Source organism: Polynucleobacter sp. UB-Raua-W9 (assembly GCF_018687435.1).
Classification (GTDB): Bacteria; Pseudomonadota; Gammaproteobacteria; order Burkholderiales; family Burkholderiaceae; genus Polynucleobacter.
Window position 1 is genome coordinate 311,999 of sequence record NZ_CP061290.1, and the last position, 24,575, is coordinate 336,573.

The 24,575-nt window shown below is 38.5% G+C and carries 22 protein-coding genes; all 22 read left to right on the forward strand.

Going from position 1 to position 24,575, the window contains the following annotated elements; all coding sequences use genetic code 11:
• Positions 1–11 precede the first annotated feature (11 nt).
• Positions 12–710, forward strand: coding sequence for a class I SAM-dependent methyltransferase (locus tag AOC07_RS01690; protein WP_215357910.1), 699 nt, complete (start codon positions 12–14; stop codon positions 708–710).
• Positions 711–716: 6 nt separating this feature from the next.
• Positions 717–2,753, forward strand: a complete 2,037-nt coding sequence (locus AOC07_RS01695) for an acyltransferase family protein (protein WP_215357912.1) — start codon at positions 717–719, stop codon at positions 2,751–2,753.
• 84 nt (positions 2,754–2,837) lie between these two features.
• Complete coding sequence (locus AOC07_RS01700; protein WP_215357914.1) at positions 2,838–3,917, forward strand: hypothetical protein; 1,080 nt, start codon at positions 2,838–2,840, stop codon at positions 3,915–3,917.
• Positions 3,910–4,836, forward strand: a complete 927-nt coding sequence (locus tag AOC07_RS01705; protein WP_215357916.1) for a polysaccharide deacetylase family protein — start codon at positions 3,910–3,912, stop codon at positions 4,834–4,836. Before AOC07_RS01700 ends, AOC07_RS01705 begins: the two co-directional genes overlap by 8 nt.
• Before the next feature lie 58 nt (positions 4,837–4,894).
• On the forward strand, positions 4,895–5,533 hold the full coding sequence (gene hisH, locus AOC07_RS01710) for an imidazole glycerol phosphate synthase subunit HisH (RefSeq protein ID WP_215357918.1): 639 nt from the start codon (positions 4,895–4,897) through the stop codon (positions 5,531–5,533).
• Positions 5,526–6,392, forward strand: coding sequence for an imidazole glycerol phosphate synthase subunit HisF (hisF, locus tag AOC07_RS01715; protein WP_256437850.1), 867 nt, complete (start codon positions 5,526–5,528; stop codon positions 6,390–6,392). Before hisH ends, hisF begins: the two co-directional genes overlap by 8 nt.
• A gap of 44 nt (positions 6,393–6,436) precedes the next feature.
• Positions 6,437–7,744, forward strand: a complete 1,308-nt coding sequence (locus AOC07_RS01720; RefSeq protein ID WP_251371695.1) for an N-acetyl sugar amidotransferase — start codon at positions 6,437–6,439, stop codon at positions 7,742–7,744.
• On the forward strand, positions 7,731–8,840 hold the full coding sequence (locus tag AOC07_RS01725) for an N-acetyl sugar amidotransferase (protein WP_215357924.1): 1,110 nt from the start codon (positions 7,731–7,733) through the stop codon (positions 8,838–8,840). Before AOC07_RS01720 ends, AOC07_RS01725 begins: the two co-directional genes overlap by 14 nt.
• A gap of 50 nt (positions 8,841–8,890) precedes the next feature.
• Complete coding sequence (locus AOC07_RS01730) at positions 8,891–9,598, forward strand: cytidylyltransferase domain-containing protein (RefSeq protein ID WP_215357926.1); 708 nt, start codon at positions 8,891–8,893, stop codon at positions 9,596–9,598.
• A 4-nt stretch (positions 9,599–9,602) separates the two neighbouring features.
• Positions 9,603–12,023, forward strand: coding sequence for a glycosyltransferase (locus AOC07_RS01735; RefSeq protein ID WP_215357927.1), 2,421 nt, complete (start codon positions 9,603–9,605; stop codon positions 12,021–12,023).
• 7 nt (positions 12,024–12,030) lie between these two features.
• Complete coding sequence (locus AOC07_RS01740) at positions 12,031–13,446, forward strand: MBOAT family protein (protein WP_215357928.1); 1,416 nt, start codon at positions 12,031–12,033, stop codon at positions 13,444–13,446.
• 3 nt (positions 13,447–13,449) lie between these two features.
• Positions 13,450–14,550 carry a hypothetical protein gene (locus AOC07_RS01745; protein WP_215357929.1) on the forward strand — a complete coding sequence of 367 codons (1,101 nt, stop codon included), beginning with the start codon at positions 13,450–13,452 and terminating at the stop codon, positions 14,548–14,550.
• On the forward strand, positions 14,547–17,033 hold the full coding sequence (locus tag AOC07_RS01750) for a hypothetical protein (RefSeq protein WP_215357930.1): 2,487 nt from the start codon (positions 14,547–14,549) through the stop codon (positions 17,031–17,033). The genes AOC07_RS01745 and AOC07_RS01750 overlap by 4 nt, the downstream gene beginning before the upstream one ends.
• An 18-nt stretch (positions 17,034–17,051) precedes the next feature.
• On the forward strand, positions 17,052–18,026 hold the full coding sequence (locus tag AOC07_RS01755) for a glycosyltransferase family 2 protein (protein ID WP_215357931.1): 975 nt from the start codon (positions 17,052–17,054) through the stop codon (positions 18,024–18,026).
• 28 nt (positions 18,027–18,054) lie between these two features.
• Complete coding sequence (locus AOC07_RS01760) at positions 18,055–18,405, forward strand: EamA family transporter (protein WP_215357933.1); 351 nt, start codon at positions 18,055–18,057, stop codon at positions 18,403–18,405.
• A 124-nt stretch (positions 18,406–18,529) separates the two neighbouring features.
• The gene (locus AOC07_RS01765) at positions 18,530–18,826 is read left to right on the forward strand and encodes a hypothetical protein (protein WP_215357935.1); all 297 of its coding nucleotides are present in this window, start codon (positions 18,530–18,532) and stop codon (positions 18,824–18,826) included.
• Positions 18,827–18,835: 9 nt separating this feature from the next.
• Positions 18,836–19,552: an SDR family NAD(P)-dependent oxidoreductase gene (locus AOC07_RS01770; protein ID WP_215357937.1), complete on the forward strand. Its 717-nt coding sequence runs from the start codon at positions 18,836–18,838 to the stop codon at positions 19,550–19,552.
• 4 nt (positions 19,553–19,556) lie between these two features.
• Positions 19,557–20,258, forward strand: a complete 702-nt coding sequence (locus AOC07_RS01775) for an MBL fold metallo-hydrolase (protein ID WP_215357939.1) — start codon at positions 19,557–19,559, stop codon at positions 20,256–20,258.
• Complete coding sequence (locus AOC07_RS01780; RefSeq protein ID WP_215357940.1) at positions 20,252–21,256, forward strand: 3-oxoacyl-ACP synthase III family protein; 1,005 nt, start codon at positions 20,252–20,254, stop codon at positions 21,254–21,256. Before AOC07_RS01775 ends, AOC07_RS01780 begins: the two co-directional genes overlap by 7 nt.
• A complete protein-coding gene (locus tag AOC07_RS01785; RefSeq protein WP_215357941.1) occupies positions 21,253–22,470 on the forward strand; it encodes an SDR family oxidoreductase in 1,218 nt (405 codons plus the stop codon). Before AOC07_RS01780 ends, AOC07_RS01785 begins: the two co-directional genes overlap by 4 nt.
• A gap of 11 nt (positions 22,471–22,481) precedes the next feature.
• Complete coding sequence (locus AOC07_RS01790; protein ID WP_215357942.1) at positions 22,482–24,137, forward strand: HAD family hydrolase; 1,656 nt, start codon at positions 22,482–22,484, stop codon at positions 24,135–24,137.
• Positions 24,138–24,305: 168 nt separating this feature from the next.
• Positions 24,306–24,554, forward strand: a complete 249-nt coding sequence (locus tag AOC07_RS01795) for an acyl carrier protein (RefSeq protein ID WP_215357943.1) — start codon at positions 24,306–24,308, stop codon at positions 24,552–24,554.
• The last annotated feature ends 21 nt before the right edge of the window (positions 24,555–24,575 follow it).

The following is a 24,575-nucleotide window of genomic DNA, read 5'->3' on the forward strand; positions in this document are numbered from 1 at the left end:
ATGGCAAAAGTATGAATCAAGCTTTAAAAACAAATCAATGGGAGGAGTCTTACGAGCGAAGGGAAAATTTTGTATTTTCTCCATCGGATGAGGTTGTGAGATTTATATCAAGATATTTGCGTAAAAGAGTTGGATTAAGTGATGTGATCGACATGCAGTCTGAAGCAGCAATGAGTAAAGTCCTTGATTTGGGATGCGGCATTGGCCGTCATCTGTATTTCGGCGAGACTATGGGCTTGGATATGTATGGAGTTGAATTATCCGCTGCTGCTGTGAAGGTTGCTCGTCAGTGGCTGAGTAGTCTTGGAGTGGGCAAAAAAGAAGACAAGATTTATTTGGGTAGCGTCCAAGAGTTGCCATGGAGGGATAATTTTTTTGATCATGTTTTAAGTGATAGTGTTTTAGATAGCATGAACATTGATATTGCCAGCGATGGAATTTCAGAAGTAGTGCGTGTATTAAAGCCAGGAGGCCTCTTTTATTGCAATCTTATTGCCGAAAAAAATTCTGCCGGAGACTTTTTTGGTGGAGAAAAAATTGTCAATACTCAGCATGAGAAAGGTACAGTTCAATCTTATTTTGATAAAAATAAGATTGATAATTTGTTTTCAAATAATTTTGACTTTGTTTCTTTGGAAATGCACTGCATTGAAAATGCATTAAATGGGGGCTGGTCTGGTCGATGGCATTTGGTTTTGCGCAGAAAATAGCTCCACATGTCCCCTGGCCCTATCTCTTTTAATCACCCCAAGTACCGCCCTGATATTGATGGCCTAAGAGCGCTAGCCGTTTTGGCGGTTGTTGCTTTTCATGCATTCCCAAGCTGGGTTCGAGGTGGCTTTATTGGGGTTGATATCTTCTTTGTAATTTCGGGGTATTTGATATCTACGATTATTTTTGCGAACCTAGATCAAGAGACATTTAGCTTTACCCAATTTTACGCACGCCGTATTCGTCGCATATTCCCGGCACTTATTTTAGTATTGAGTTTTTGTTTCACACTGGGATGGTTTACCCTCCTTGCCGAGGAATATAAGCAACTTGGGAAACATATTGCAGCTGGAGCAGGATTTGTGTCAAATCTTGTTTTGTGGAATGAGGCTGGATACTTTGATGCAGCAGCCGATACTAAACCACTACTCCATTTATGGAGCCTGGGAATTGAAGAACAATTTTATATTGCGTGGCCTTTATTGCTTTGGGTTTTTTACAAGCGCAAGCTTAATCTCCTTACGATAACCATATTACTTGCCCTTATCTCATTTGCTCTCAATATGAGAGGAATTAAGGAAGATGCTGTTGCTACCTTTTATTTACCGCAAACCCGTTTTTGGGAGTTACTGTGCGGCAGCACTTTAGCTTGGCTTACTCTATACAAAAAAAGTCTGTTTGCGGGCATTACAACGAAATTAGATGCACTGTTAACATCTATTATCTATAGCCCTAAGAAAGCTGCGGATGGCAGCACTTTGTTAAATGCACTTTCTTGGATTGGCTTGATAGCTTTGGTTTATGGATTTTGGAGAATTAATCGCGAGCTTAGCTTCCCGGGTAAGTGGGCGTTAGTGCCAGTATTGGGGGCAGTGCTTATCCTTTTGGCTGGTCCTAATGCATGGATAAATCGGAACATACTTGCCAATAAAGTTACTGTTTGGATTGGACTTATTAGCTATCCCTTGTATTTATGGCATTGGCCACTAATATCTTTTGCGAGAATTATTGAAGGCGAGCTTCCTAGCCGTAATATTCGTATTGCTGCAGTGATGTTGGCTATAGTGCTGGCATGGCTTACTTATATATTGGTAGAGCGCCCGCTACGCTTTGGTAAACACTCCAAAGTAAAAACTATCACACTCATTCTATTGATGGCCATTGTTGGGTATATTGGTTACAACACCTATGAGCGAAATGGATTGGGTTTTAGGGCGTTTAATAAAACTAATGAGACAGCTAATGAGGCTTTGCAATATGACTGGAAAAATGGTTTTAGATACGGCGAGTGCTTTATCAATAATTCAAATGATAAAAATTCAAACTTCTCAGCATCGTGTAGTGTGGGTCAAAATAGACACTCTAAAACCGTAATGATATGGGGTGACTCACATGCTGCTAGTTTATATGCAGGCTTTGAGAAATATGGAAGTATTGAAAAGTACTCGGTCTTACAATTTACAACAAGCGGGTGCCCTCCAGTCCTTGATTTTTATATAAAGAACAGAAAAGAATGTGAAAACTTAAACAATAAGGTTTTTTCTGAGATCAAAAGAATTAGGCCTGATGTATTAGTTATGGCAGCAAATTGGGAAATGTATAGTGGTAGCGAGGATCATAAGTGGGAAAATTATAAGTGGGAAGATATTGAGCAATCTAAGCTTTTGGAAACATTAAAGAGGCTAAAAGCTCTTGAGCTAAAGCAAATAATTTTAATTGGTCAGCTGCCGGTTTTTGCGGTGAATCAAGTAGAGATGTTGAAGAGAAACTTTTTTTGGGACCCCATTAACAACAGAACTTATAAAAATTTCAAATCATCTGCAAAAATAAGTGATGTACTTATAAAAAAAATTGCCGCTAATGGGGGGGTCAGTTACATTAGTCCATTGGATATTCTTTGCGACCCCACTGGCTGTTTAATTTCAATCCCTGGTAAAAAAATTACACCCTTAAGCTATGATTATGGGCACTTAAATGCAGATGGATCTGAATATTTAGTTTCTGAATTTTTTAATTTAGATTTGATTAATATAGGTAAATAGACTAATTTCTAATCATTAAAAAAATATTAGTTAGACTAGATCTTTACTTGATTTGGAATCACTCCTTGGGTTGCTCTATAAAATATGTCAATTGACAATTACCGTTTAAGCGATGGCATTTCACTTGCCAAGATGGAGGATGCTGACGAAATAATGGATTTCATTAACCATAACTGGGCTAATGGGCACATTCTTGGTATCCATAAGGATTATTTTTTGTACGAGTACGGTAGTGGTGAAGGACTAAACTTTGTCATCTCAAAAAGTAATAATAAGATTGATGGAATTTTAGGCTTTATTAGACCCTCATCAGATCAACATTTAGACGTGTGGCTGGCTCTTTGGAAGGTGGTTAAGTCCAGTAAAACTCCGTTACTAGGACTTAAATTACTAAACTTTTTAAGAAAGCAGGGATTTAGATCAATTTTGTGCTCTGGGATCAATCAAAACACTATTGATATTTCTAAAAACCTTAACTTCAAAATTGGTTTGTTGGGGCATTACTTTATACCTAATTTGAATTTATGCGATTACAAAATTGCGACCATTCCATCCCAACTTTCTAATAAATTTAAAGTTAATTTTAGAGCTCAGGATTCTATATCGGGGGGCAAATTTTCCATCAGAAAGGTGCCTTGGATAGATTTAAATCTACTATTTGATTTCAATAAACAAGCATCCAGGGTTCCGAGCAAGGATTCTAATTATTTTAAAAAGAGGTTTTACGACAACCCTATCTATACGTATGATATCTATGGGGTTTATGCAGATGATAAATTATTGTCAATCTTAGTTTGTAAAGTTGTTTTTCATGATGGTAGAAAATGCATTAGGATTGTGGATTTTTATGGAGAAGAATTATTTCTGCCGCTTTTTACAAGTTATCTTTCCAAAATTATGGAATCTTCTGGTTATGAATATATTGATATGTTATGTGCCGGGCTTAAGGAAGAATTAATTGATGATGCTGGATTTGCTAAGGTTAGGGATTTTGATGGGCTTATAGTCCCCAATTACTTTGAGCCTTTTGTTAAGGAGAATATTCAAATTCATTACTGCGCCCATACCATTGATTACGAAAATTTGAGAGTATTTAAGGCTGACGGCGACCAAGATAGAGCTAGTTTTTATTCCCCTAAATCTCTAGGGGCGGTTGATGAATAAGTTTTCAATAGTTATGTATCACTATGTTAGGCCAATCAGGGGGTCTAGGCACCCTAGAATAAAGGGGCTTGAGCTTGAGGGATTTAAGCGTCAGCTCGATTTTCTTTCAGAAAAATATACGCTAATTACAGCGGAGCAATTGATATCCTATGCAAGTGGTTCGGGTGATCTGCCGAGTAATGCTTGTTACTTGACCTTTGATGATGGCTACAAGGATCATATCGAATTTGTACTTCCAGAGCTGCTTACTCGGGGAATCCAGGGTTCATTTTTCGCGCCGGTTGATGCCGTTGAAAATCGGGAGATGTTGGATGTTAATGCTATTCACTTCATCTTATCTTCGTCTGTTGATTCATCTGGATTATTTTCTGAATTAAATAATGCGTGCAAGGATGCTGGTTATACAGACTCTGATTTGATGGATTTTAAAAAAAAATGGGCAGTTAAAGCTAGATATGATGGTGCTGAGGTTGCATACCTAAAGAGTATGTTGCAGCATGCACTGCCAAAAGAGGTGCGGAAGGAAATAATCTCCAAATTATTCAAAAAATATGTTGGAGCGCATCAGGCGGATTTTGCGGATGAGCTTTATATGTCCCTTTCCGATGTCAAGGGGCTAGTTGACAGTGGCATGTATGTCGGTAGCCATGGCTGTAAGCACTTATGGCTTGGAAAGGTAGATAAATCCGTGCAAGCATTGGAAATATCTAATTCACTAAAATTTCTAGAAAAAATTGGTTCTCCAACGGAGGATTGGATAATGTGCTATCCATATGGATCTTATAATGTGGATACTTTAGATCTGTTAGTGGCTAATCATTGCGCAGTGGGATTAACTACAAATGTTGATTTTGCTAGTCTTGAGCGTTCTAAATTTTTAGAACTAAGCCGTTTTGATACAAATGATTTTCCACAATAGCTTCATATACCCCCTTTGCAGGGATGCGTTTCAAATGATTTAATGAAGGGTTTTGATCATGATTGGGATTATCGATTATGGAATGGGAAATATACAGTCGGTTGTTAATGCCTTTCAGCGTATTGGTGCTGATGTTGGGGTGGTAACTACCGCTGGTCAAATTGCAGAGTCTGATGGAATAATTTTGCCTGGGGTTGGGGCTTTTAATCAGGCAATGGAAAATTTATCAAAGCAAAATTTGGTCAGTCAGATCCAGAAAAGTGTTGAATCTGGGGTGCCATTACTCGGCATATGCTTAGGCCTTCAGCTATTGGCTGAGTCATCAGAGGAGTTTGGCTATCATGAGGGTTTAGGTTTGATGCCCGGCAACGTTTCTCGTATTCCCGAGAATGCCGGTTACCGGGTGCCGCATATTGGTTGGAATGAAGTGAAACTCACTGCCCTTGAGAATAATGTTTTATTTGAAGGCATTGAGAATGCAGATTGTTTTTACTTTGTGCATTCTTTTGCCCTTGGTTGTGACCCAAAATATATATCTGGCGTTACCCACCATGGTTCAGAGATAACGGCCTCCATACAATATAAGAATATTTTTGCAACCCAATTTCATCCAGAAAAGAGTCAAACGAATGGGTTGAAATTGCTCAGTAATTTTAAGAAATATGTTGAAAGTAATTGCGTGCTAAATAATGGTTAAAAAGAGATTAATCGCAAGTCTCTTAATGAGGGACGGCCTGATGGTGCAAAGTTTGGGCTTTAGTCAATATTTGCCAATTGGGCACCCAAGATTTCCGATTGAGTTTGTAGTTAAGTGGGATGTAGATGAAATAATTCTTCTAGATATAAGTGCACGTAAAAATGGCTCTGGCCCTAATTCTGAAATAATTAAACTACTTTCACACTTTTGTTTTGTACCGCTTACAGTTGGTGGAGGTATTGAATCCGTTGCTGATGTTCGTAAGTTGATTAGGGCTGGGGCGGATAAAGTAAGTATCAATACATATGCGCTTAAAAGGCCGCAAATTATTTCTGAAGTTGCTGCGGAGTTTGGTAGTCAATGCGTAGTCGTATCCATGGATTGCCGTCGAGGACTAGATGGGCGTTACTGGGTTTATGGCGATTCTGGCCGTTATGAATCGGGCATTGAAGCTATCGAGTGGGCGGCTCGTTCTCAGCAGGAGGGCGCCGGCGAAATTCTTGTCAACTCAATTGATCGAGATGGCTCTAGAGTTGGCTACGACATTGAGTTGATAAAGTCTATAACTTCGGCAGTGAATATCCCAGTAATAGCTTGCGGAGGAGTTGGGTCATTTACGCACTTTACTCCCGGAATCTTGGAGGGAGGAGCAGATGCGGTTGCTGCATCTAATATTTTCCATCATGTAGAGCACAGCACCATTCTGGCAAAAGCTCACCTCCTTCGAGATGGTGTTGATGTAAGAATGGATAGTAAAGTAAATTATGAAAATCGAGCTTTTGATGATTGTGGGCGACTTTTAATGCATGATTCTTTTGTTTTGGATGGGCTAGATTCGGTATCTAGGAAAGTTTTATGATTTATTGCAGAAGATGTCTCTATCCATCAAATCATCCATATGGCATGGTATTTGATGACCATGGTGTATGTATGGGGTGTCGTATTCACGAAGAAAAAGATAGCTTAAATTGGCATACACGTTTTGAAAAGCTAAAGGAAATCATACATAGAAATACCCAAAGAATGGGGGGCAAAGGATTTGATTGTATAGTTCCAGTTACCGGAGGCGGAGATAGTTATTTCACGTTGCATGTAGTCAAAAATATTCTTGGGATGAATCCGCTCGTCGTGCATTACAACTCGCATTTTAATACTGACGTCGGCATTCGAAATTTAGCTAATCTACATACAGTATTTGATTGCGATCAAGTTACCTCCACGATCTCACCAGTTCTGATGAAAAAGGTAACCCGTCAAACTTTAAAGAAATTTGGAAGTATGTATTGGCAGGTATTGGCTGGCAATAGTACTTTTCCAGTCCAAATGGCAGTTAAGTTCAAAATTCCACTCATTATTTGGGGGGTGCATGGTTGGTCTGAGCAGACAGGCATGTTTTCTCATTTAGATGAGGTTGAAATGACTGAGAGGTGTCGAAAAGAGCATGCATTAATGGGGTATTCAGCCGAAGATTTATTAGATCTTAAGTCTGACCTTACTCATAGGGACCTACAGCACTGGGTTTATCCCAGTGATCATGAAATTGAGCATGTAGGTGTACGCGGAATTTATCTAAACAACTATTTACGCTGGGATTCTAAGACGCAACACGAGTTAATGATCAAGCTTTATGGGTATGAAACTGCTTTGCAACAGAGAACATTTAATAATTATGAAGACGTACACTGTGCACACTCCGCCGGATTGCATGACTATTTAAAGTATTTAAGGTATGGGTACTCCAAAGTGCATGATCATGCCACTCGCGAGATACGCTTAAAACGAATTTCGAGAGAGCAAGGTATTGATCTTGTAAAGCGTTATCAAGATATCTATCCCGATGATATTAATATTTTTCTTGAATGGCTTGAAATGGATGAGGCGCAATTTTGGAGCCATGCCGATCAGTGGCGTGATCCAAGTATTTGGAGTAATACCACCAGTGGATGGATAATGCTTGACTCAATTGCAAATAGTGTAAGTGATTCTTTAGTAGAAAAGGCTCGACTGGACGTAAGTGGCGATCATGATTTTATTTATACCGGGTCTCAAGAGCCAGAATTAAAGGACTCTAAATATATATTAATGGGGCGTGGGTATGTCGATAAATATAATTTTGGAGCTATAGAAACTATACCGATGGGTGGCAACTTACTCCCTCGGGAATGGAAGAAGGAAGAAATAGATCTTGGGCCAGGCTATGAAGTACTGTAAATGTTGCATACTTCCTGATACTAAGCCCGGCGTTAGGTTTGATGCTGAGGGGGTTTGTAGTGCTTGCCGATCAGTAGAGTTAAAGCATACGATTGACTGGAATGCTCGTGCCAGTAAGCTTAAAGAGATATGCGATGAAGTTCGCGGTAAAAATGGCAGTGGCTATGACTGCATTGTGCCAGTCAGCGGCGGAAAAGATAGTATGTTTCAAGTTTATATGATGAGCCAGGTTTATAAATTAAAAACATTGGCTGTTATCGTGGTTCCCCACCTTCAAACTGTTGAAGGAATTGAAAACCTAAATGCACTAGTGGAAAATTTGGGCGTTGATCTAATCAAGATTTCGCCTCGCCCCAGTACATTGCAAAAAATTCGCAAGAAAGCGCTAATTTCTATTGGAAATCCTAATTACGCAGAGCATCGCGTTGTTTTTGCTGCTGTTGCTCGTGCGGCCATTTTCTATGGGGCCCCTCTTGTGGTGTGGGGCGAGGATATTGGAACGGAGTTTGGGGGAACGGTTGCTGGATCTAGCTTGACTGGATCGGCAGAAGATTTAATCAATAATGATCTTTTCCGTGAAGCTGATTTTGATGACTTCGTCAAAAATTTAATTCCTGAAAATGAACTTTTTTTCTATCATCACCCTGAAAAGGCTGAGGTAGAAAAAAATAGAGTTAAGAGTATTTATCTGGGGTTTTTTCTCTGGTGGGATGGCTATAAAAATTATGAAATTGCAAAGAAATATGGCTTTTCTGGGAGAAAGGCTGGACCACTATCAGGCAATATCATTAACTATGACAATATAGATGAGAAGTTATGCGAGATTCATAATTGGCTTAAATTTCTTAAGCTTGGATTTTGGAGGCCAACCGATGAGGCATGCTATCAAATTTGGAATGGTAGGATGACGCGAGCAGAAGCTGTTGGCTTGGTAAAGGAAAAGCAGTACGAGTTTCCTATTGAATATCTAGATGAATTCTGTGAATATCACGATATAAGTAGAGATCAATATTTTTCCATTCAAGAGAAATGGCGAAATCTAGATATCTGGCATAAACCTAACGGCATTTGGCGCTTAAAAGAGGAGTTGAATTGATCTTTTATTGGAATTTGTCGTAATTATCATTTTAATAAGATAATTAGTTTATGAAAATTCTCGCGTTAATACCGGCTCGTGGTGGCTCTAAGAGACTTGTGAGTAAAAATTTAAGGGAGTTGGGGGGTCGGCCATTAATCTCTTGGTCAATTGAGTTTGCAAAAAAACAAGATTTATTCTGCGACATATTAGTATCAACAGATAGTGAAGAAATTGCTCAAATTTCAAGAGATGCTGGGGCTTTAGTCCCTTGGCTCCGCCCAATAGAATTGGCATCAGATTGTGCGAGTTCATTCGATGTCGCACAGCACGCTATTGAGTGGTATGAGAAAAATAACGGAAAGATTGACGCCATTTTATTGCTCCAGCCAACCTCGCCATTTAGGAGTTCAAGAACTCTGAGTGAGGCAATTAAACTTTTTCAGTCTAGCCCTGAGTTTCCTTTGTTGACAGTTTCTCCAGCCATAACTCATCCTGATTGGGCTTTAAAAGAATTAGACAATAAATTTATCCCCTATTTTGAGAAGAATGGATTAAATGTCAGGTCACAAGATTTAGATAGTGCATTTACACCAAATGGAAATTTATATCTGATTACTCCAGATGCTCTAAGAAGATGTGGCGGATTCGTTGGGGCAGTTAACTCGTCTATAATTATAGAATCTAAAGTCGAAAGTTTAGATATAGATGATGAATGGGATTATGAGATTTCTAAATATATAGTAAGTAACGATAAATATCGAAATTATTACAATTGATTATATGTATCAATATCTAAAAAATTTAATATTAACAATTTTTCTTTTTGATGTAGTATTTTATAAAAATAAGTATAAAGATATAGCTAACTCAAAAGCCAATCCATTGTTACATTTTTTGTTGCATGGATTTAAAGAGGGGAGGAGTCCCTTTTTCTTATTTGACTCAGATTATTATCTAAATCACAATCCTGATGTAAAAGATTTAGGTAAAAATGCTCTGCTACATTTTCTCAGATTTGGAGGAGTCGAGGGCAGAAATCCTTGTAGTTTATTTGATAGCCGAGCTTATCTTGCGGCTAACCCAGATATTGCAAAAGCAAGAGTAAACCCCCTTCTACATTACTTGAAAAATGGATATAAGGAAGGCAGAGATCTGCCAAATATCTCAGAATCGCTAAAACTTTATCTCAATAAATACTCACATCTAGTTAATAAGACTGCTATAAAAACTAGTTTCGAAGAAATTTCATTTAAACATGAAAATTCGCCATTAATCTCAATCATTATTCCGATCTATGGCAAGCCTGACTTAACAAGAAATTGTTTAATTTCCTTATATGAGTCAATTGAAAAAAGTTCTTATGAAGTAATCGTAATAGATGACTGCTCTCCTGATAATTCTGGAGATATATTCTCACACGTCCCTGGAATTCATTACCATAAGAATCAAATGAATATGGGCTTTATAGGTAGCTCTAATCGTGGTGCAAGCGTTGCGAGAGGGAAGTATCTATATTTTTTAAATAATGATACTGAGGTGACAACAGGCTTCCTTGATAGATTGGTAAAAACTTTTGCAGAAATGCCCGGGTCCGGTTTAGTCGGCTCAAAATTAATCTATCCAGATGGGGTATTACAGGAGGCTGGCGGAATTGTCTGGTCCGATGGTAGCGCTTGGAATTTTGGAAAAAACCAAGATCAGTGGGAGCCAATATATAACTATGCGAGAGAGGTCGACTACTGTTCGGGCGCATCTATCATGGTCCCTAAAAACCTATTTGAAGAGGCGGGCGGCTTTGATGATTATTACAGGCCTGCATATTGCGAAGATTGTGACTTGGCTTTAAAAATTAGGCAGATGGGCTATCGAGTGATTTATCAGCCCTTATCCGTCGTTATTCATCATGAAGGCGGTACCTCTGGGACTGATACCTCTCAGGGAGCCAAGGCATATCAAGTAATTAATATGCAGAAAATGTTTGATCGATGGAAGCCACTGCTATCAACTTACCAAAGAAATGGTGAAGATGTTGATGGTGCAAAAGATCGAAGCGCAAAATATAGGATGCTGGTTATAGATCAATGCCTACCAACGCATGACAGAGATGCTGGATCATTATTAGTATTTAATCTTATGATGTTGTTGCGTGAAATGAATTTTCAGATAACGTTCATTCCTCATAGCAACATGCTCAATGACTTCAATTATGGCGCCGATCTTCAAGCCGCAGGAGTTGAGGTTTTGTATTACCCCTATGTTAAAAATTCGAAAGTTCATATTGAGAATTACGGTGATCGATATGACTCTGTAATGCTAATACGGCCCGAAACAGCAGATGATTTGCTATGGCATATTAGAAAGCATTGCCCCAAAGCCAAACTTATTTATCACACCATAGATCTTCATTTTCTTCGAATGAAGAGGGCTCAAGAAATTCAAGGCATGAATCAATCTGACTCTTCGATTCAAAAGATGAAGAATATCGAGTATGCAATTATTAAATCAGTCGATAAAACCATTGTTGTTAGCTCAGCTGAATATGAGACTTTAATCAAAGACTTTGAGCATCAAAAACTAAGTCTTATTCCATTGATTGGAAAGTCTGCAGTAGGTGAGAAAGAATATGAAGAACGTAAAGACATCTTATTTGTTGGCGGGTTTAATCATCAGCCAAATGTAGATGCTATTGTGCATTTCTCAAGAAATGTGATGCCAAAAATTGCATCATTGCTGCCTAATGTAAGGTTGCGTATTGTAGGAAGTAATGCTCCTGAAGAGGTGCTTAATTTGGAGAAAGAATTTAACTTTATTGAGATAATGGGTTTTGTGGATGATCTTGGAGCTCTTCTCAATGATATTCGTGTATCAATTGCCCCTTTACGATATGGTGCGGGCGTTAAGGGAAAAATCGTAAGCTCCATGTGTGCAGGAGTGCCGGTAGTTGCTACGGATATTGCTGTTGAGGGGATGGGAATTACTAATCTAGAAAATTGTATGGTTGTTAAAAGTGATGAGCAGTATGTTGCCGATCTCATTCGTGTTTATAGTGATAAGGATTTGTGGCAAAAATTGCGTTCAAATGGAGTTAATTTCTCTGAAAGTTCTTGGGGGCCATCTGCAATCTACAATCAGTTATCAATCATGATGGGTGAGCTGGGTTTTGAAGTAGAAAAAAGAAAATATCCCCTTTATATTCGCTAGGAAAAAATTGCTTTTTAGTTCACCAGCCTTTCTCTTTTGTTTTTTGCCAATTTTTCTTGTTACATATTTTTTAACTAAAGAAAAGTATAGAAATGCATTAATTTTTCTATTTAGTATTGGTTTTTATTTTATTGATGGCGGTTTTTTTACAAGCATTCTACTCGCATCAGTCTTTATAAATTTCTGGCTCGCAATTGGCATTTCAAGAATGCATGGTTTACGAAAGACTCTCATCGTTGCTTTTGCGGTTACCCTTAATTTAGTACCTTTATTTTTTTATAAATATTGGATGTTTTTCTTACAGTCATTTAATGATGCAGCCTCTGTGATCGGGGCTGATATTCATGTGGTCATACCTGAGATAGTCCTTCTTTCAGGGGTCTCCTTTTTTACGTTCCATGCGATTTCATACATTATTGATGTTAGCAACGAAAAAGTAAGACCGGAGCCATCTTGCATCAATTTTGGAATGTATATGACCAACTTTCCTCAGTTGATTGCCGGACCAATTGTTCGATATTCTGAAATTGCTAGCCAGGTTAATAACAGACTTCCAAATAAGAGGGATATATTTCTTGGGATATTTATATTTATTATTGGACTATCCAAGAAGGTAATATTTGCCGACTCAGCCGGGAATATTGCTGATCGTATATTTGACGAGTCTTCATCTAGCCTATCAACAGCCATGGCTTGGGTAGGGGCAATTGCTTATTCACTGCAAATTTATTTCGATTTTTCTGGATATTCTGATATGGCAATAGGATTGGGAAAAATCATGGGTTTTAATTTCCCTGAAAATTTTAATCAACCATATAGATCGAAAAGTATTACAGAGTTTTGGCGTAGATGGCACATGACTCTTTCAAGGTGGTTTAGAGACTATGTATATATCCCGCTTGGAGGTAATAAAAATGGCCAATCTCGCACGCTCACTAATCTTTTAATAGTTTTTTTTCTTTGTGGTCTTTGGCATGGTGCATCTTATACATTTATCGCATGGGGCTTTTACCATGGCTTACTGCTGATTATTGAGCGTATTCTTAAGGCCAACTTCAATTTTAGTCCAAGCGGTGCATTGGGACAAATCATCACCTTAATTTTGGTTATTATTGGATGGGTGATATTTAGAGCAACATCGCTACCTTTGGCCCTTCATTTTATTGGCGTTATGTTTGGCATGGACTCAGCCTCAAACTCCTTGGCTCCGATAATTAATCTATTTACATTTGATGTAGCAGTTTATTTCTTGGCAGCTTTGGCAGCTTCGCTAATTCCGATGGAATTATTTGAAAAATTTAGTTACAAAAATCAACATAGCGAAGTCATTGTTAAAATTTTAATAGCCCTTCCTCTCTTTGTATTCTGCCTTCTCTTGATTGCAGATAATGGATTTAATCCATTTATATATTTCCGATTCTGATTTATGAAAATATTTATTGGAATCTTTGGTCTAATCATATGGCTACCATTGTTACAAATGGTTTTCAGTTTTAATGTTGGCAATCAGATTCAGGAAAATAGAGTATTAGCTACAGCTCCAATTTTTGCCGAATTTAGCGGTATCGATTTATATGCTCGGGATGGAGTTAAATGGTTTAATGATAATTACGGTCTGAGAAATATCTTAATCAAGACAAAAAACCAGCTTGATTATTCCATTTTCAATACATCAAAAAGAGTGCATGTTGGTAAAAATGGCTGGCTTTTTTATAAAAGCGTTATCGATAGGGAGCAGCCTGCAGTTGAGTCTTATCTACAGGAAAATTCCAAAGCTGTACTTAATGGATTAAATATATTGGCTCAAGAGCTGAATAAAAGGCATATTCAGTTAGTCGTTACTATTGGGCCAATGAAAAATGTCTTTTATGGAGATCAGACTCCAAATATAGTTAGACCATTAGATTTGAATCGCCAGGTTGTTAAGCTAGAAGATGGCTTGAGGGGTATGAAGAACATTATATTTATTGATAGTGTGGGAATATTGAATGACGTTTCAAGTCGGCGCCAAGTATTCCATAAGACTGATTTTCATTGGAATGATCCTGCTGCGTATGAGGTTGCTAAGAGTCTAGTTAATCAACTATCTAAGTTTGAAAAAAAGAATTTATTGTGGAGTCAAAATGTTTCGATAGATCTTCTAGAGACCAGTGGGGGCGAGGCAATGTTTATGCCACTCTTTTTTCCGCCAAAAGAAAAATCTCTAATGGTTCGCAAGACTTGGCAAGAGCCCCCATCTATATATTCTGAAAATATTAAGCCATTTCAGTGGGTATACGAGCAGAGGCCTACCAACGCAAATCTATTGCAACCTATCGTGGTTTTGGGGGATAGTTTTTTTGATGGCATGGTACGCGCGGGTCTACCCATTTATTTTCAAAAGGTATATCGAGCACACTGGAATTCTGTATCTATCCCCCAGTTAGTGAATGAGTTACCCAAAGACACTCGATATGTTTTTTTGGAGTTTATTGAGGTGTCTGTAGGCTCATATCAGGGTTTAGCTAAAGAGGTGATAAATAAGTGAACTATAAAAGAGAAGTCATTGAAGGTAATTGGTTTGCTGGATCTTCTTGCATGCTTGCCATTCTTGGGGGCATCTCCATTACTGGAGTTGGCCTCTATGGATTTGACTGGCCTAAGTCTATCCCTTGGCAATTAAATGGCCTCTATAAATTCACCTTTTTTTTACTTAGTGCTATTTTTCTCCTTACCTTTCTGGGTAAACTTTTCAATAAAACTGTTTTTTTTGTTTCAGTTTTATTGACATTTTTTATCAGTTTAATTTCAGGAGCGGTCTGGTCATTTGCCGTAGTGATTTGGTTCTTAATCTCCTCAAGTTTGCTTGGCAATTTGGTCTTAACAAAAGGCAAAATTGAGAATCACTCTTGGGCGATTGATTTTTTAGTCGGTGCCGCTGTTTATGGTTTTGCTGTTGGAATTTTTGCACATTTCCCAATAAATTATCCTGGTTTCTATGGACTCATGCTGGTTATGCCTATTCTTTTGAGATGGAGTTTTTTGAAAGCATGGTTTAGTCATCTGTTTTGGGGGCCTTTAACGTCCAAAACCAAAAATGGCATGGATTGGATAAATGTCCTGATTGCAGGATTTGGGTTAGTTTACGTAGTTGTAGCATTTATGCCTGAGGTGGGGCATGATGCCTTGGTAGCACATCTTTTTATTCCCGCTCACCTTCTTCATCGCCAGCAGTGGGGCTTTGATGTCACTACATATGTATGGGCCGTAATTCCAGCCTTTGGAGATTGGATTTATTCAATTTTGTATTTACTAGGCGGCGAGAGTTCAGCAAGATTAATAAATGTTTGGTACATATTTCTAATAACGTATCTGATACAGGCATTTATACGCTGGATTGGGACTCCTGGACAGAGAGGGGCTCAGTGGGGCTCACTTCTTTTTATTTCATCCCCACTTGTTTTTGCAGAAGGCAATAGCCTATTTATTGACTCCATCTGGTCGGCATATATTCTGGCTGGACTACTTGCTGTTTCAAAAACTGTAATTCCTTCACATCCAACACTGGAAAGCAAAAGTCAATATCTAATTATTGGAGCAATATTTTTTGGTACAGCCTTAGCAACCAAGGTCTTAACTTTAATTTTTTTCCCAATTCTATTTATTATTCTTTTATTAAGTTATAAAAATTGGATTCATTCTATAAAAGATATTAAGTTATTCTTATTGGCGGTTTTGATTTTAGTTGCGGTCTCTTGCTCAGCCTATATTTACGCTTGGTATGTAACTGGAAATCCTGTCTTCCCTTTTTATAATAAAGTATTTAACTCCCCGCTATACCCCCCTGAAAATTTTATTGACTCTCGTTGGAATAAGGGGCTTTCTTGGGATTTGTTATATAGGGTGATATTTAGATCTGGAGACTATTTAGAGGCAATGCCTGGGGTGGCCGGGTTTCAATGGCTGTCAATTTTTTTGCCGTCTCTAGTAGCAGTATTTTTCATTAAAAATAGAAGAGCTATTTATATCGTTGTTATTGCATTAGTTTCTATCGGAATTTGTTTTTACTCTACAGCTTATTTGAGATATATCTTTCCTGCTTTTGCACTTCTTTGTGGAATTTGTGGTGTCGGAATTCATTTCATATCCAGCATGGGTGGATGGCAGCGATTAACCATTACTTTTATTGGTCTTGCAACACTTTTATTGAACGCGTTATTTTTTCCAGCTGGGCTCAGTGTTTACGAAGATTTTCCTTTGCAAACTATTGTTGGGGGCGGCAATAAGGAGAGTTATTTATTGAATAGGCTGCCCCTAAGAAGAGCCGTGAGTTTGATTAATGAGTTAAATATTGATAAAACACCAGTTGCAATATTTGCTACGCCTCAAGCGGCAGGAATTAGTTCTGATGCGCTTTATGTTAATTGGTATAACCCTACATGGGGCCCGGAAGTTCGTAAAATTAGTTCAGCATCTTCCGCTGCCGAGTTACTCATCTTAAAAAATGTAAATTTTGTGATAATAGATTCCTCTCTAAAAGATTTTGACGTTCCATTGGGGTATGTAAAAGAAGCAACAAAATTTATAGCGCAATACGGCTCTGTTGAGGTGCGAACCCTTGACGATTCATTTCGCTATCAAAAAGAACTTATTTTGAATACACATCTTTCAGGTTTGGAGGGGTGGGTTTTCGAGGGAGATGCAAAATATAACCCCGTTACTCGTTCAGCGATAGTTAGAGTTTCTTCTCCAATGCATCAAACTGTCGATGTAATTAGTGGGGCGAAATATAAAAATCAGTTGGTTGCAAAATGTATAGTAGACAAATGTCTTGGTAGAGTGCAAATTAACTGGCTGGATTCTTCATCAAAAATCATAGGCACAAATATACAAGTCTTTGAGGCCACCCCAGCATGGGGGAGGCATGAGATGATTGTGATTGCCCCAAGAGGAGCCAAAAAGGCTGTAATCTATGGAACGAGCCACACCGAAGATGTGATGGAAATAAACTTGATTTCCATGCGCTATTAACGTCATAAAAGGTTTTTTGTGAAGAATTTAGACTCCGTTAGTTCATCCATAGCAGTTGTCATTCCATGCTATCGGGTTACTCAACATATCCTTGAGTTGATAGCATTAATTGGCCCTGAGGTTTCAAAAATCTATGTGGTGGATGATTCTTGCCCGGATAAGAGTGGGGAGCTTGTCAGGACGAATTGTGTTGATAAAAGGGTTTCGGTGATCTTCCACAAACAAAATATGGGAGTTGGTGGTGCCGTTATGACGGGTTATAGGGCCGCGTTAGATGATGAGATGGATGTAATTGTAAAGATTGATGGTGATGGGCAAATGGACCCTGCTTTAATCCCTGATTTTATAGGCCCCATTCTGGATGGTCACGCCGATTACACTAAAGGTAATCGTTTTTTCAATCTAGAAGAAATTCAGGCAATGCCAAAAATTAGATTATTTGGTAATGCTATTCTTTCATTCATGACAAAATTTTCCTCTGGCTATTGGGATTTATTTGATCCAACCAATGGTTACACTGCCATCCACTCAAGCGTTGCCAAGTTGCTGCCTTTAAAAAAAATTAGCAATCGATATTTTTTTGAGACAGATATGCTATTCAGACTTAATACGCTTAGGGCTGTTGTAGTAGATGTTCCTATGGATGCTAAGTATTCGGAGGAAATTAGCAATCTAAAAATTTCAAAAATTTTGGGTGAGTTTTTAGTTAAGCATATGCGAAATTTCTTCAAGCGTATTTTTTATAATTATTATCTTCGCGATATGTCAGTTGCCTCATTAGAGCTACCTTTAGGGATTATTTTATTTTCATTTGGCGTGATATTTGGATGTTGGAATTGGGTGCTTTCCGTTCATTTTGGGGTATCGGCCCCCGTTGGCACAATAATGTTATCTGCTTTGCCAACTCTAATGGGGCTTCAGTTATTGTTGGCTTTTTTGGCGTATGATATTTCTACTGTGCCAAAGTTCTCAATATATAAAAAAGACCGCTAGGCATTATTAATGCGAAAATATCTTTAATATGACTTTTATCCAGATTCTATTGACCCTACTAACCGTATTTCTCCTATCTGCTGGACAGGTATTGTTTAAGTATGCATCAGGGCGAATTGATATTACTAATAATGGATTTCTATTTGGACTATTATTTAATCCTGCATTTATCGTGGCATTAATTGTTTATGCTTTTACAACAGTCTTATGGATGCTGGTTTTAAAGACGGTTCCTTTAAAGACAGCCTATCCATTTACAGCTTTAGCTTTTTTTATTGTGCCTACTTTTGCAGCAATATTTCTAGGCGAATCGCTCGAGTGGACTACTTTTGCCGGCGCATCTTTAATTATCCTTGGGGTGTATGTATCGCTTCTCTAATGGTTCCAATTACCCACTGAATGCCAAAAAAATACCTGTAAAATAGCGCATAGTATTGAAAGATTGGGCTATTGAAGTGCATGAGTGCTTGCGTGGCCTGTAAATCCTTTTATTTGGAATAAATATGTTTACAGAAGAGATGTCTTTGTCATTAATGCAACAGTGCTTGGATGGGCTTCAAAAGTCCGGAATGATTGATGCTCAAATTATCGTTAAACCAGATATGCCTTTATTTGGTGAAGGCTCCCAATTAGATTCTATGGGATTTGTAACCTTTATTACCGATATAGAGGAGCGGATTATTGATTTATCTAAAAAAGATATTTTTATCGTTCTCTCCGATATTGAAGAGATGTATCCAAATGCACCTGTCTTAACTGCCTCAATGTTTGGCAGTTATCTAGTTAGCATTACAAATTAATTAATTCTTGTGAATAACGCACAGGTTGCTCAGGTTATTGTTATTACTGGATCTAGCCGAGGAATAGGCAGGAAGATTGCCGGTTATTTTTTAGAAAAAGGATTTTTAGTCGCTGGATGTAGTCGTGGCGAAAATACTTTCGAGCATCCCAACTATAAACATTACTCAGTTGATGTTTGTGATGAGCATGGGGTAAGGGCTTGGGCGCGAAAAGTAAAGAGTGATTTTGGAAAAATAGATATATTAATTTGTAATGTGGGGTTGGTAAAACTGGGCGCTGTCACCGGAGCGACTTCGCTTGATATGTTTCGCTCATTTGTAGACGCTATTTTAGTTAGCACTTTTTTGGTGTGTAAAGAGTTTTCCAAGTTGATGGTGCTCCAAAAATTTGGGCGAATAGTAAATATTACCTCGATTATGTCTGAGCTCCATGCTCCAGGCACTTGCGCCTACGCTCCTGCTAAGAAGGCTGTGGTTGAATTTACTAAGGTATTGGCGAGAGAAGTTGTTGCTTACGGTGTTACCTGTAATGTAGTGTCGCCATCATTAGTAAATACTGATTCAACCGAAGTATTTGGTAATGATTGGAGGGAGGCTATGCTAAATATGCAAACAATTAAAAGACCAATCGAAGCGGAAGAATTGTGTCCTTTGATTGAATTTTTTATTGCGCCCGAAAGCTCAATTGTTACTGGTCAGGTTTTACATACCTGTTTGGTGGACTAGGTACATGGGGGTTTCTCGCTCGCCGTTGGCTATGGATCGCCTAACGATTCATACACTTTGTAATGGTTCGCATAAAGAAAACTGTTATTTGATTGAGTCTAATAAAACTCACGAATGCATTGTTGTTGATCCCGGTTCTGAAGGTAGTTTTTTAATTGCTTCCATTAATAAATTAAACCTTAAAGTAATCAAGATTCTTTTGACCCATGGACATTTTGATCACGTGGGTGCTGTTGATACCTTGGTTAAAGAATATGGAGTTATATGCGAAGTGAGTGTGATAGAAAAACGCTTGATTCGGCAAGCAGGTATTTATGCTTACCGCTTTAATCGAGAAAAGATGCTCCCACCTTCTTGCTTGACTTATGTAGACGATTCTGAAGATTTTTATTGGAGTGGGGGCGTAATACGATCTCTGATAACTCCAGGGCATACATCTGGGGGTCGAGCCTACGTTTTTAATGACAAAGCCGTTTTTACAGGCGACACCCTATTCCATTCTTATTTAGGGCCAACCAATTATCCCGAGAGTAATTTGGAGCATATAGAGGCGTCTGTAAACTTAATTCTTAATGTACTTCCGGAGAGTTGTTTAATTTTTCCTGGCCATGGTAAGTCTTGGAGTATTAGGGAGGCTCGTGAATGGTGGGCAGCAACAATGGATGACCATCCTCAGTTTTATCTATTCGGAGAAAAGTCGTGTTGAGTCAAAAAAGGTCAATTGGTATTTTAGGGGTGGGAAAGTATGTTCCATCAAAGCTGCTATCCAATGATGAGGTGGAGAGTGGTTGTGGTCTTGCCCCCGGTACGATTGAGCTGAAAACGGGTGTAAAGGCACGTTATATTGCACAAAAAGATGAAACTGCCTCTGAATTATCGGCAATTGCCTGCCGCGAGGCATTAGAGAGTGCAAAAGTAAAGCCAGAGCAGATTGGAAGTCTTTTGGCGTGTACTTTTACTGCCGATTATGTAATGCCAGCTCTTGCATGCAAGGTTCACCAGCTTATCGGTACAAAAAATGCAGCAGCTTTCGATTTGATGGCCAATTGCACGGGGTTTCAGGTTGGTTTAAATGTGATGTCCGATAGGTTAACTTGTGATGCTACCCAGTCCCATGGATTGGTTTTAGGGGCGGCTTTGCAGTCGCGCTTTGTGAATTGGACTGATCCAGAGTCATGTATGTATTTTGGAGATGGTTTTGGGGCTGCAGTTTTGGGTGATGTGCCCTCTGGCTATGGATTTCTTGCGCATGACATTTTTTCAAACTCTTCAGTATATGAGTCAGTCCGAATTCGAGGGGGTGGCTCTAGTATGCCTATGCGCCCTGAAAATATCAATGATTCTCCGAATTACTATGAGATTAACGGTATGGAAGTTTGGAAGCAAGTTGTGCAGTATCAACCGCTGGTAATAAAGAATGCTCTAGCTAAGGCGGGCTTATCGGTAAGCGATGTGGATTTTTTTATCTTTCATCAGGCAAATATGAATTTAATTCAGTATCTAATGGGAAAAATGAGATTGCCAATGGAGAAGACTCATGCCAATGTATCCGAGATTGGTAATACTGCAGAAGCTTCGATGGCAATAGCGTTATGTGAAGCTGTGCAATTAAAGAAAATAAAACATGGTGATGTAGTAGTGATATCTGGGGTAGGCGCCGGATTTACTTTTGGGGCTTCGGTAATGCGGTGGTGGAGCCCATGACATATAAGCGATCTGAAGTAAAAGTCTCCGTTCTCGATTTTGAGAAAATTAAAGTTGGAGACTATGCAGAAATAGTCCATGTTATTACGCAGGACGATGTCAATATTTTTGCAGCCTTAACCGGAGATTTCAATCCGCTGCATGTTGATGAGGATTTCGCCAAAAAAACCTTATTTCGAAAACCTGTAGTCCATGGAATGCTTTCCGCATCTTTTATTTCTACAATGATAGGAACATTAATGCCAGGTTGTGGTGCGCTTTGGACGTCACAAACATTGGATTTTCTGCTTCCGACATATGTGGGCGATACCATTACAGTTAAATCAGTTGTGTTGCAAAAATCAACAGCAACTCGAATGTTGGTTTTAGGGACTGAAGTAGTTAATCAGCATAATCAAGTACTTGTTTCGGGTAGATCTACCGTAAAAGCATTAGAAATTAAAGGTGAGAGTCTAGATATGAATTCAAATAAATCTCGAGTAATTTTGGTTACAGGGGCTAGTCGCGGAATTGGTGCCGCGATTGCTACTAATCTTGCGCAGGCTGGACATAAGGTAGCCATTAGCTATAGCTCAACAAATCCTTCTGCTAAAGAGCTTGTTATGAGTTTAAATAATCAGGGATTTCAAGCGATTGAAAAGTGTGCAAATGTTGCGGATGAATCGGATATGAGAATCCTACAGACATATATTGAGGAGCAATTTGGCGCTAGCGTAAATGATGTAATTCACTGCGCCGCACCAACTCCAATACCAATGCCTTTTGATAGCCTGACTTGGGGCGACTATCAAGCACAAATAGATGTTCAACTAAAGGGTGCATTTAATTGCGCAAAAATTTTCATTCCAAAAATGGTCGAAAGTAGAGATGGATCTTTAATCTTTATTGGCTCAATCTTTGCTGACGGAGTGCCCCCCATACATCAATCACACTATGTAAGCACTAAAGCAGCCCTTACGGCCTTTTCAAGATCCTTGGCTGTTGAGTACGGACCCAAAGGTGTGCGATCTAATGTTATAGCGCCGGGTATGACGCAAACAGACATGATTTCTAGCATTCCTGACAAGACAAAAATGTTAACTAAAATGAATACACCCTTGAGAAAATTGGCAATGCCTGCAGATATTGCAGGCGTCGCTGAATTCTTGATTGGACCAAAAGGTTCTCATATAACAGGTGAGTCAATACGCGTGTGCGGCGGCATTGTAATGTAAGGAGTAGTTGCATGGAAAATATTGAATTAAAAAATCTGATGGAATTGTTGCCTGGCGAACGCAGTTATGGCGATTATGTGAATGCTGCTAACGCGTTAAAAAATTTACCCATTGAGACTACAAAAAAACCAATTTTGAAAATCGCAATACTGCGTAATTTTACAGTTGAGCCATTGATGTCCGTCTTGGAGTGTGAAATCAATGCAATGGGATTTTTGCCTGAAATATTAATTTGTGATTTTGACTCCATAGTTCCGGAGACTTTAAACCCCGAGAGTAATCTCTATAAATTTAATCCGGATTTCATTATTGTTCTGAATTGGCTTGAAACAATTAGTCCAATTTTGACAACTAGATTTTTGTCGCAAACTAAAGATGTGGCATTAGATGAGGTTGATAGGGTTAGGCAATACTTGCAAGATATTTGTAAAAATATTCGAAAATATTCATCTGCACCAGTTTTGATGAATAATTTTCCACCGCCTGTTGAAACGACCTTAGGAGTTTTGGATAGTCAGCTACCCGATCAACATTCGAGCACAATTATTCATTTGAACCAGCAGTTGATAGTTGATTCTAAGGAAACGTCAGATGTTTATTTAATAGACTTTGCAAGAATTTTTTCTGCAATTGGCGTTTACAACAGCATTGATTCAAGGCATTGGCATATGGCTCGAGCTCCCTTGACTCAAAAGGCCCTATTAAATATTGGCCTGGAAATATCCAAAATTTTTAAGGCGTTGCGCGGCAAAGCTAAGAAGTGCCTGGTTTTAGACTGCGACAACACATTGTGGGGTGGCATAGTTGGAGAAGATGGGATTGAGGGGATAAAAATTGGCTCCACCTTTCCCGGATCTGGTTTCCTGGCCTTACAAGAGGAGATCCTTAATCTTCACGATAGGGGCGTAATTTTAGCGTTATGCAGTAAAAATAATGAAGCTGATGTACTTAAGGTATTGCGCGAGCATCCTGAGATGCTTATTAAGGAATCTCACTTGGCAACATGGCAAATAAATTGGGATGATAAGGCTACTAATATTAGAAGAATAGCTGAAGAATTGAATATTGGGCTTGATAGTTTTGTATTTGTAGATGATAGTGATTTTGAGGTTAATCTGATTCGCGAACAGATCCCACAGGTCACAACGCTCCATCTCAAAGGGAATACTTCTGAATATAGATCTGTTTTATCTAGGGGTGGGTATTTTGATGCTTTAACTTTTACGGCTGAAGATCGCCGTAAAAATGCAATGTATGGTGAAACTAGGGTTCGTAAGCAACTTGAGTCATCATCTAGTTCAATCGAAGAATACCTTGAAAAATTAGGAATCGAGGTAAAAGTCGGCAACCCAAATTTAATTGATATTCCTAGGTGCTCACAATTAACGCAAAAAACAAATCAATTTAATTTGACTACTAGACGTTATAGCGAAGGGCAAATTAAAGAGTTCTCTTTAAGTAACGATTCGGACGTTTATTGCGTTAGGGTGAAGGATAAAATTGCCGACATGGGTTTGGTAGGAGTGGCAATTGTGAGGTATGAAAAAGATGAGGCGGAGATCGACTCTTTTTTATTAAGCTGTAGGGCGATAGGTCGTGGCGTTGAGACTGCACTTCTTTCCCATATTGCAGAAAAGGCTGCAAAAAGTCATCATGTAAAAAAATAAAAGGGAAATACATTGCAACAGAAAAAAATTCCCAAGTAATGGATTTTTATGAAAAAAACCAATTTTCTATAATTGACAAATCAGATCAAGAGAGTTATTGGTTTATTGATCTAAGTAAGAATGAAATAGAAGCTCCTAAGTGGATTCGAATCGTAGAGGAAAAATAATATGAATCAAAATGAAATTTTACTTAAAAAGACTCTTTCTAATGTTCTTGGGGTAGGGTCGGACGCATTGGATGATGATTCCTCAATGGATACAATTAGTACATGGGACTCTGTAAAGCATCTAAATCTTGTGCTTGCCCTTGAAGATGCTTTCTCCATTACTTTTACCGAAGAGCAGACTATGGAGATTATTAGCTATCCGCTAATTAAGCTAGTTTTAGCTGAGCATGGTGTTAGTTTTGATATATGAATTACATTGAGGTAAATAAAT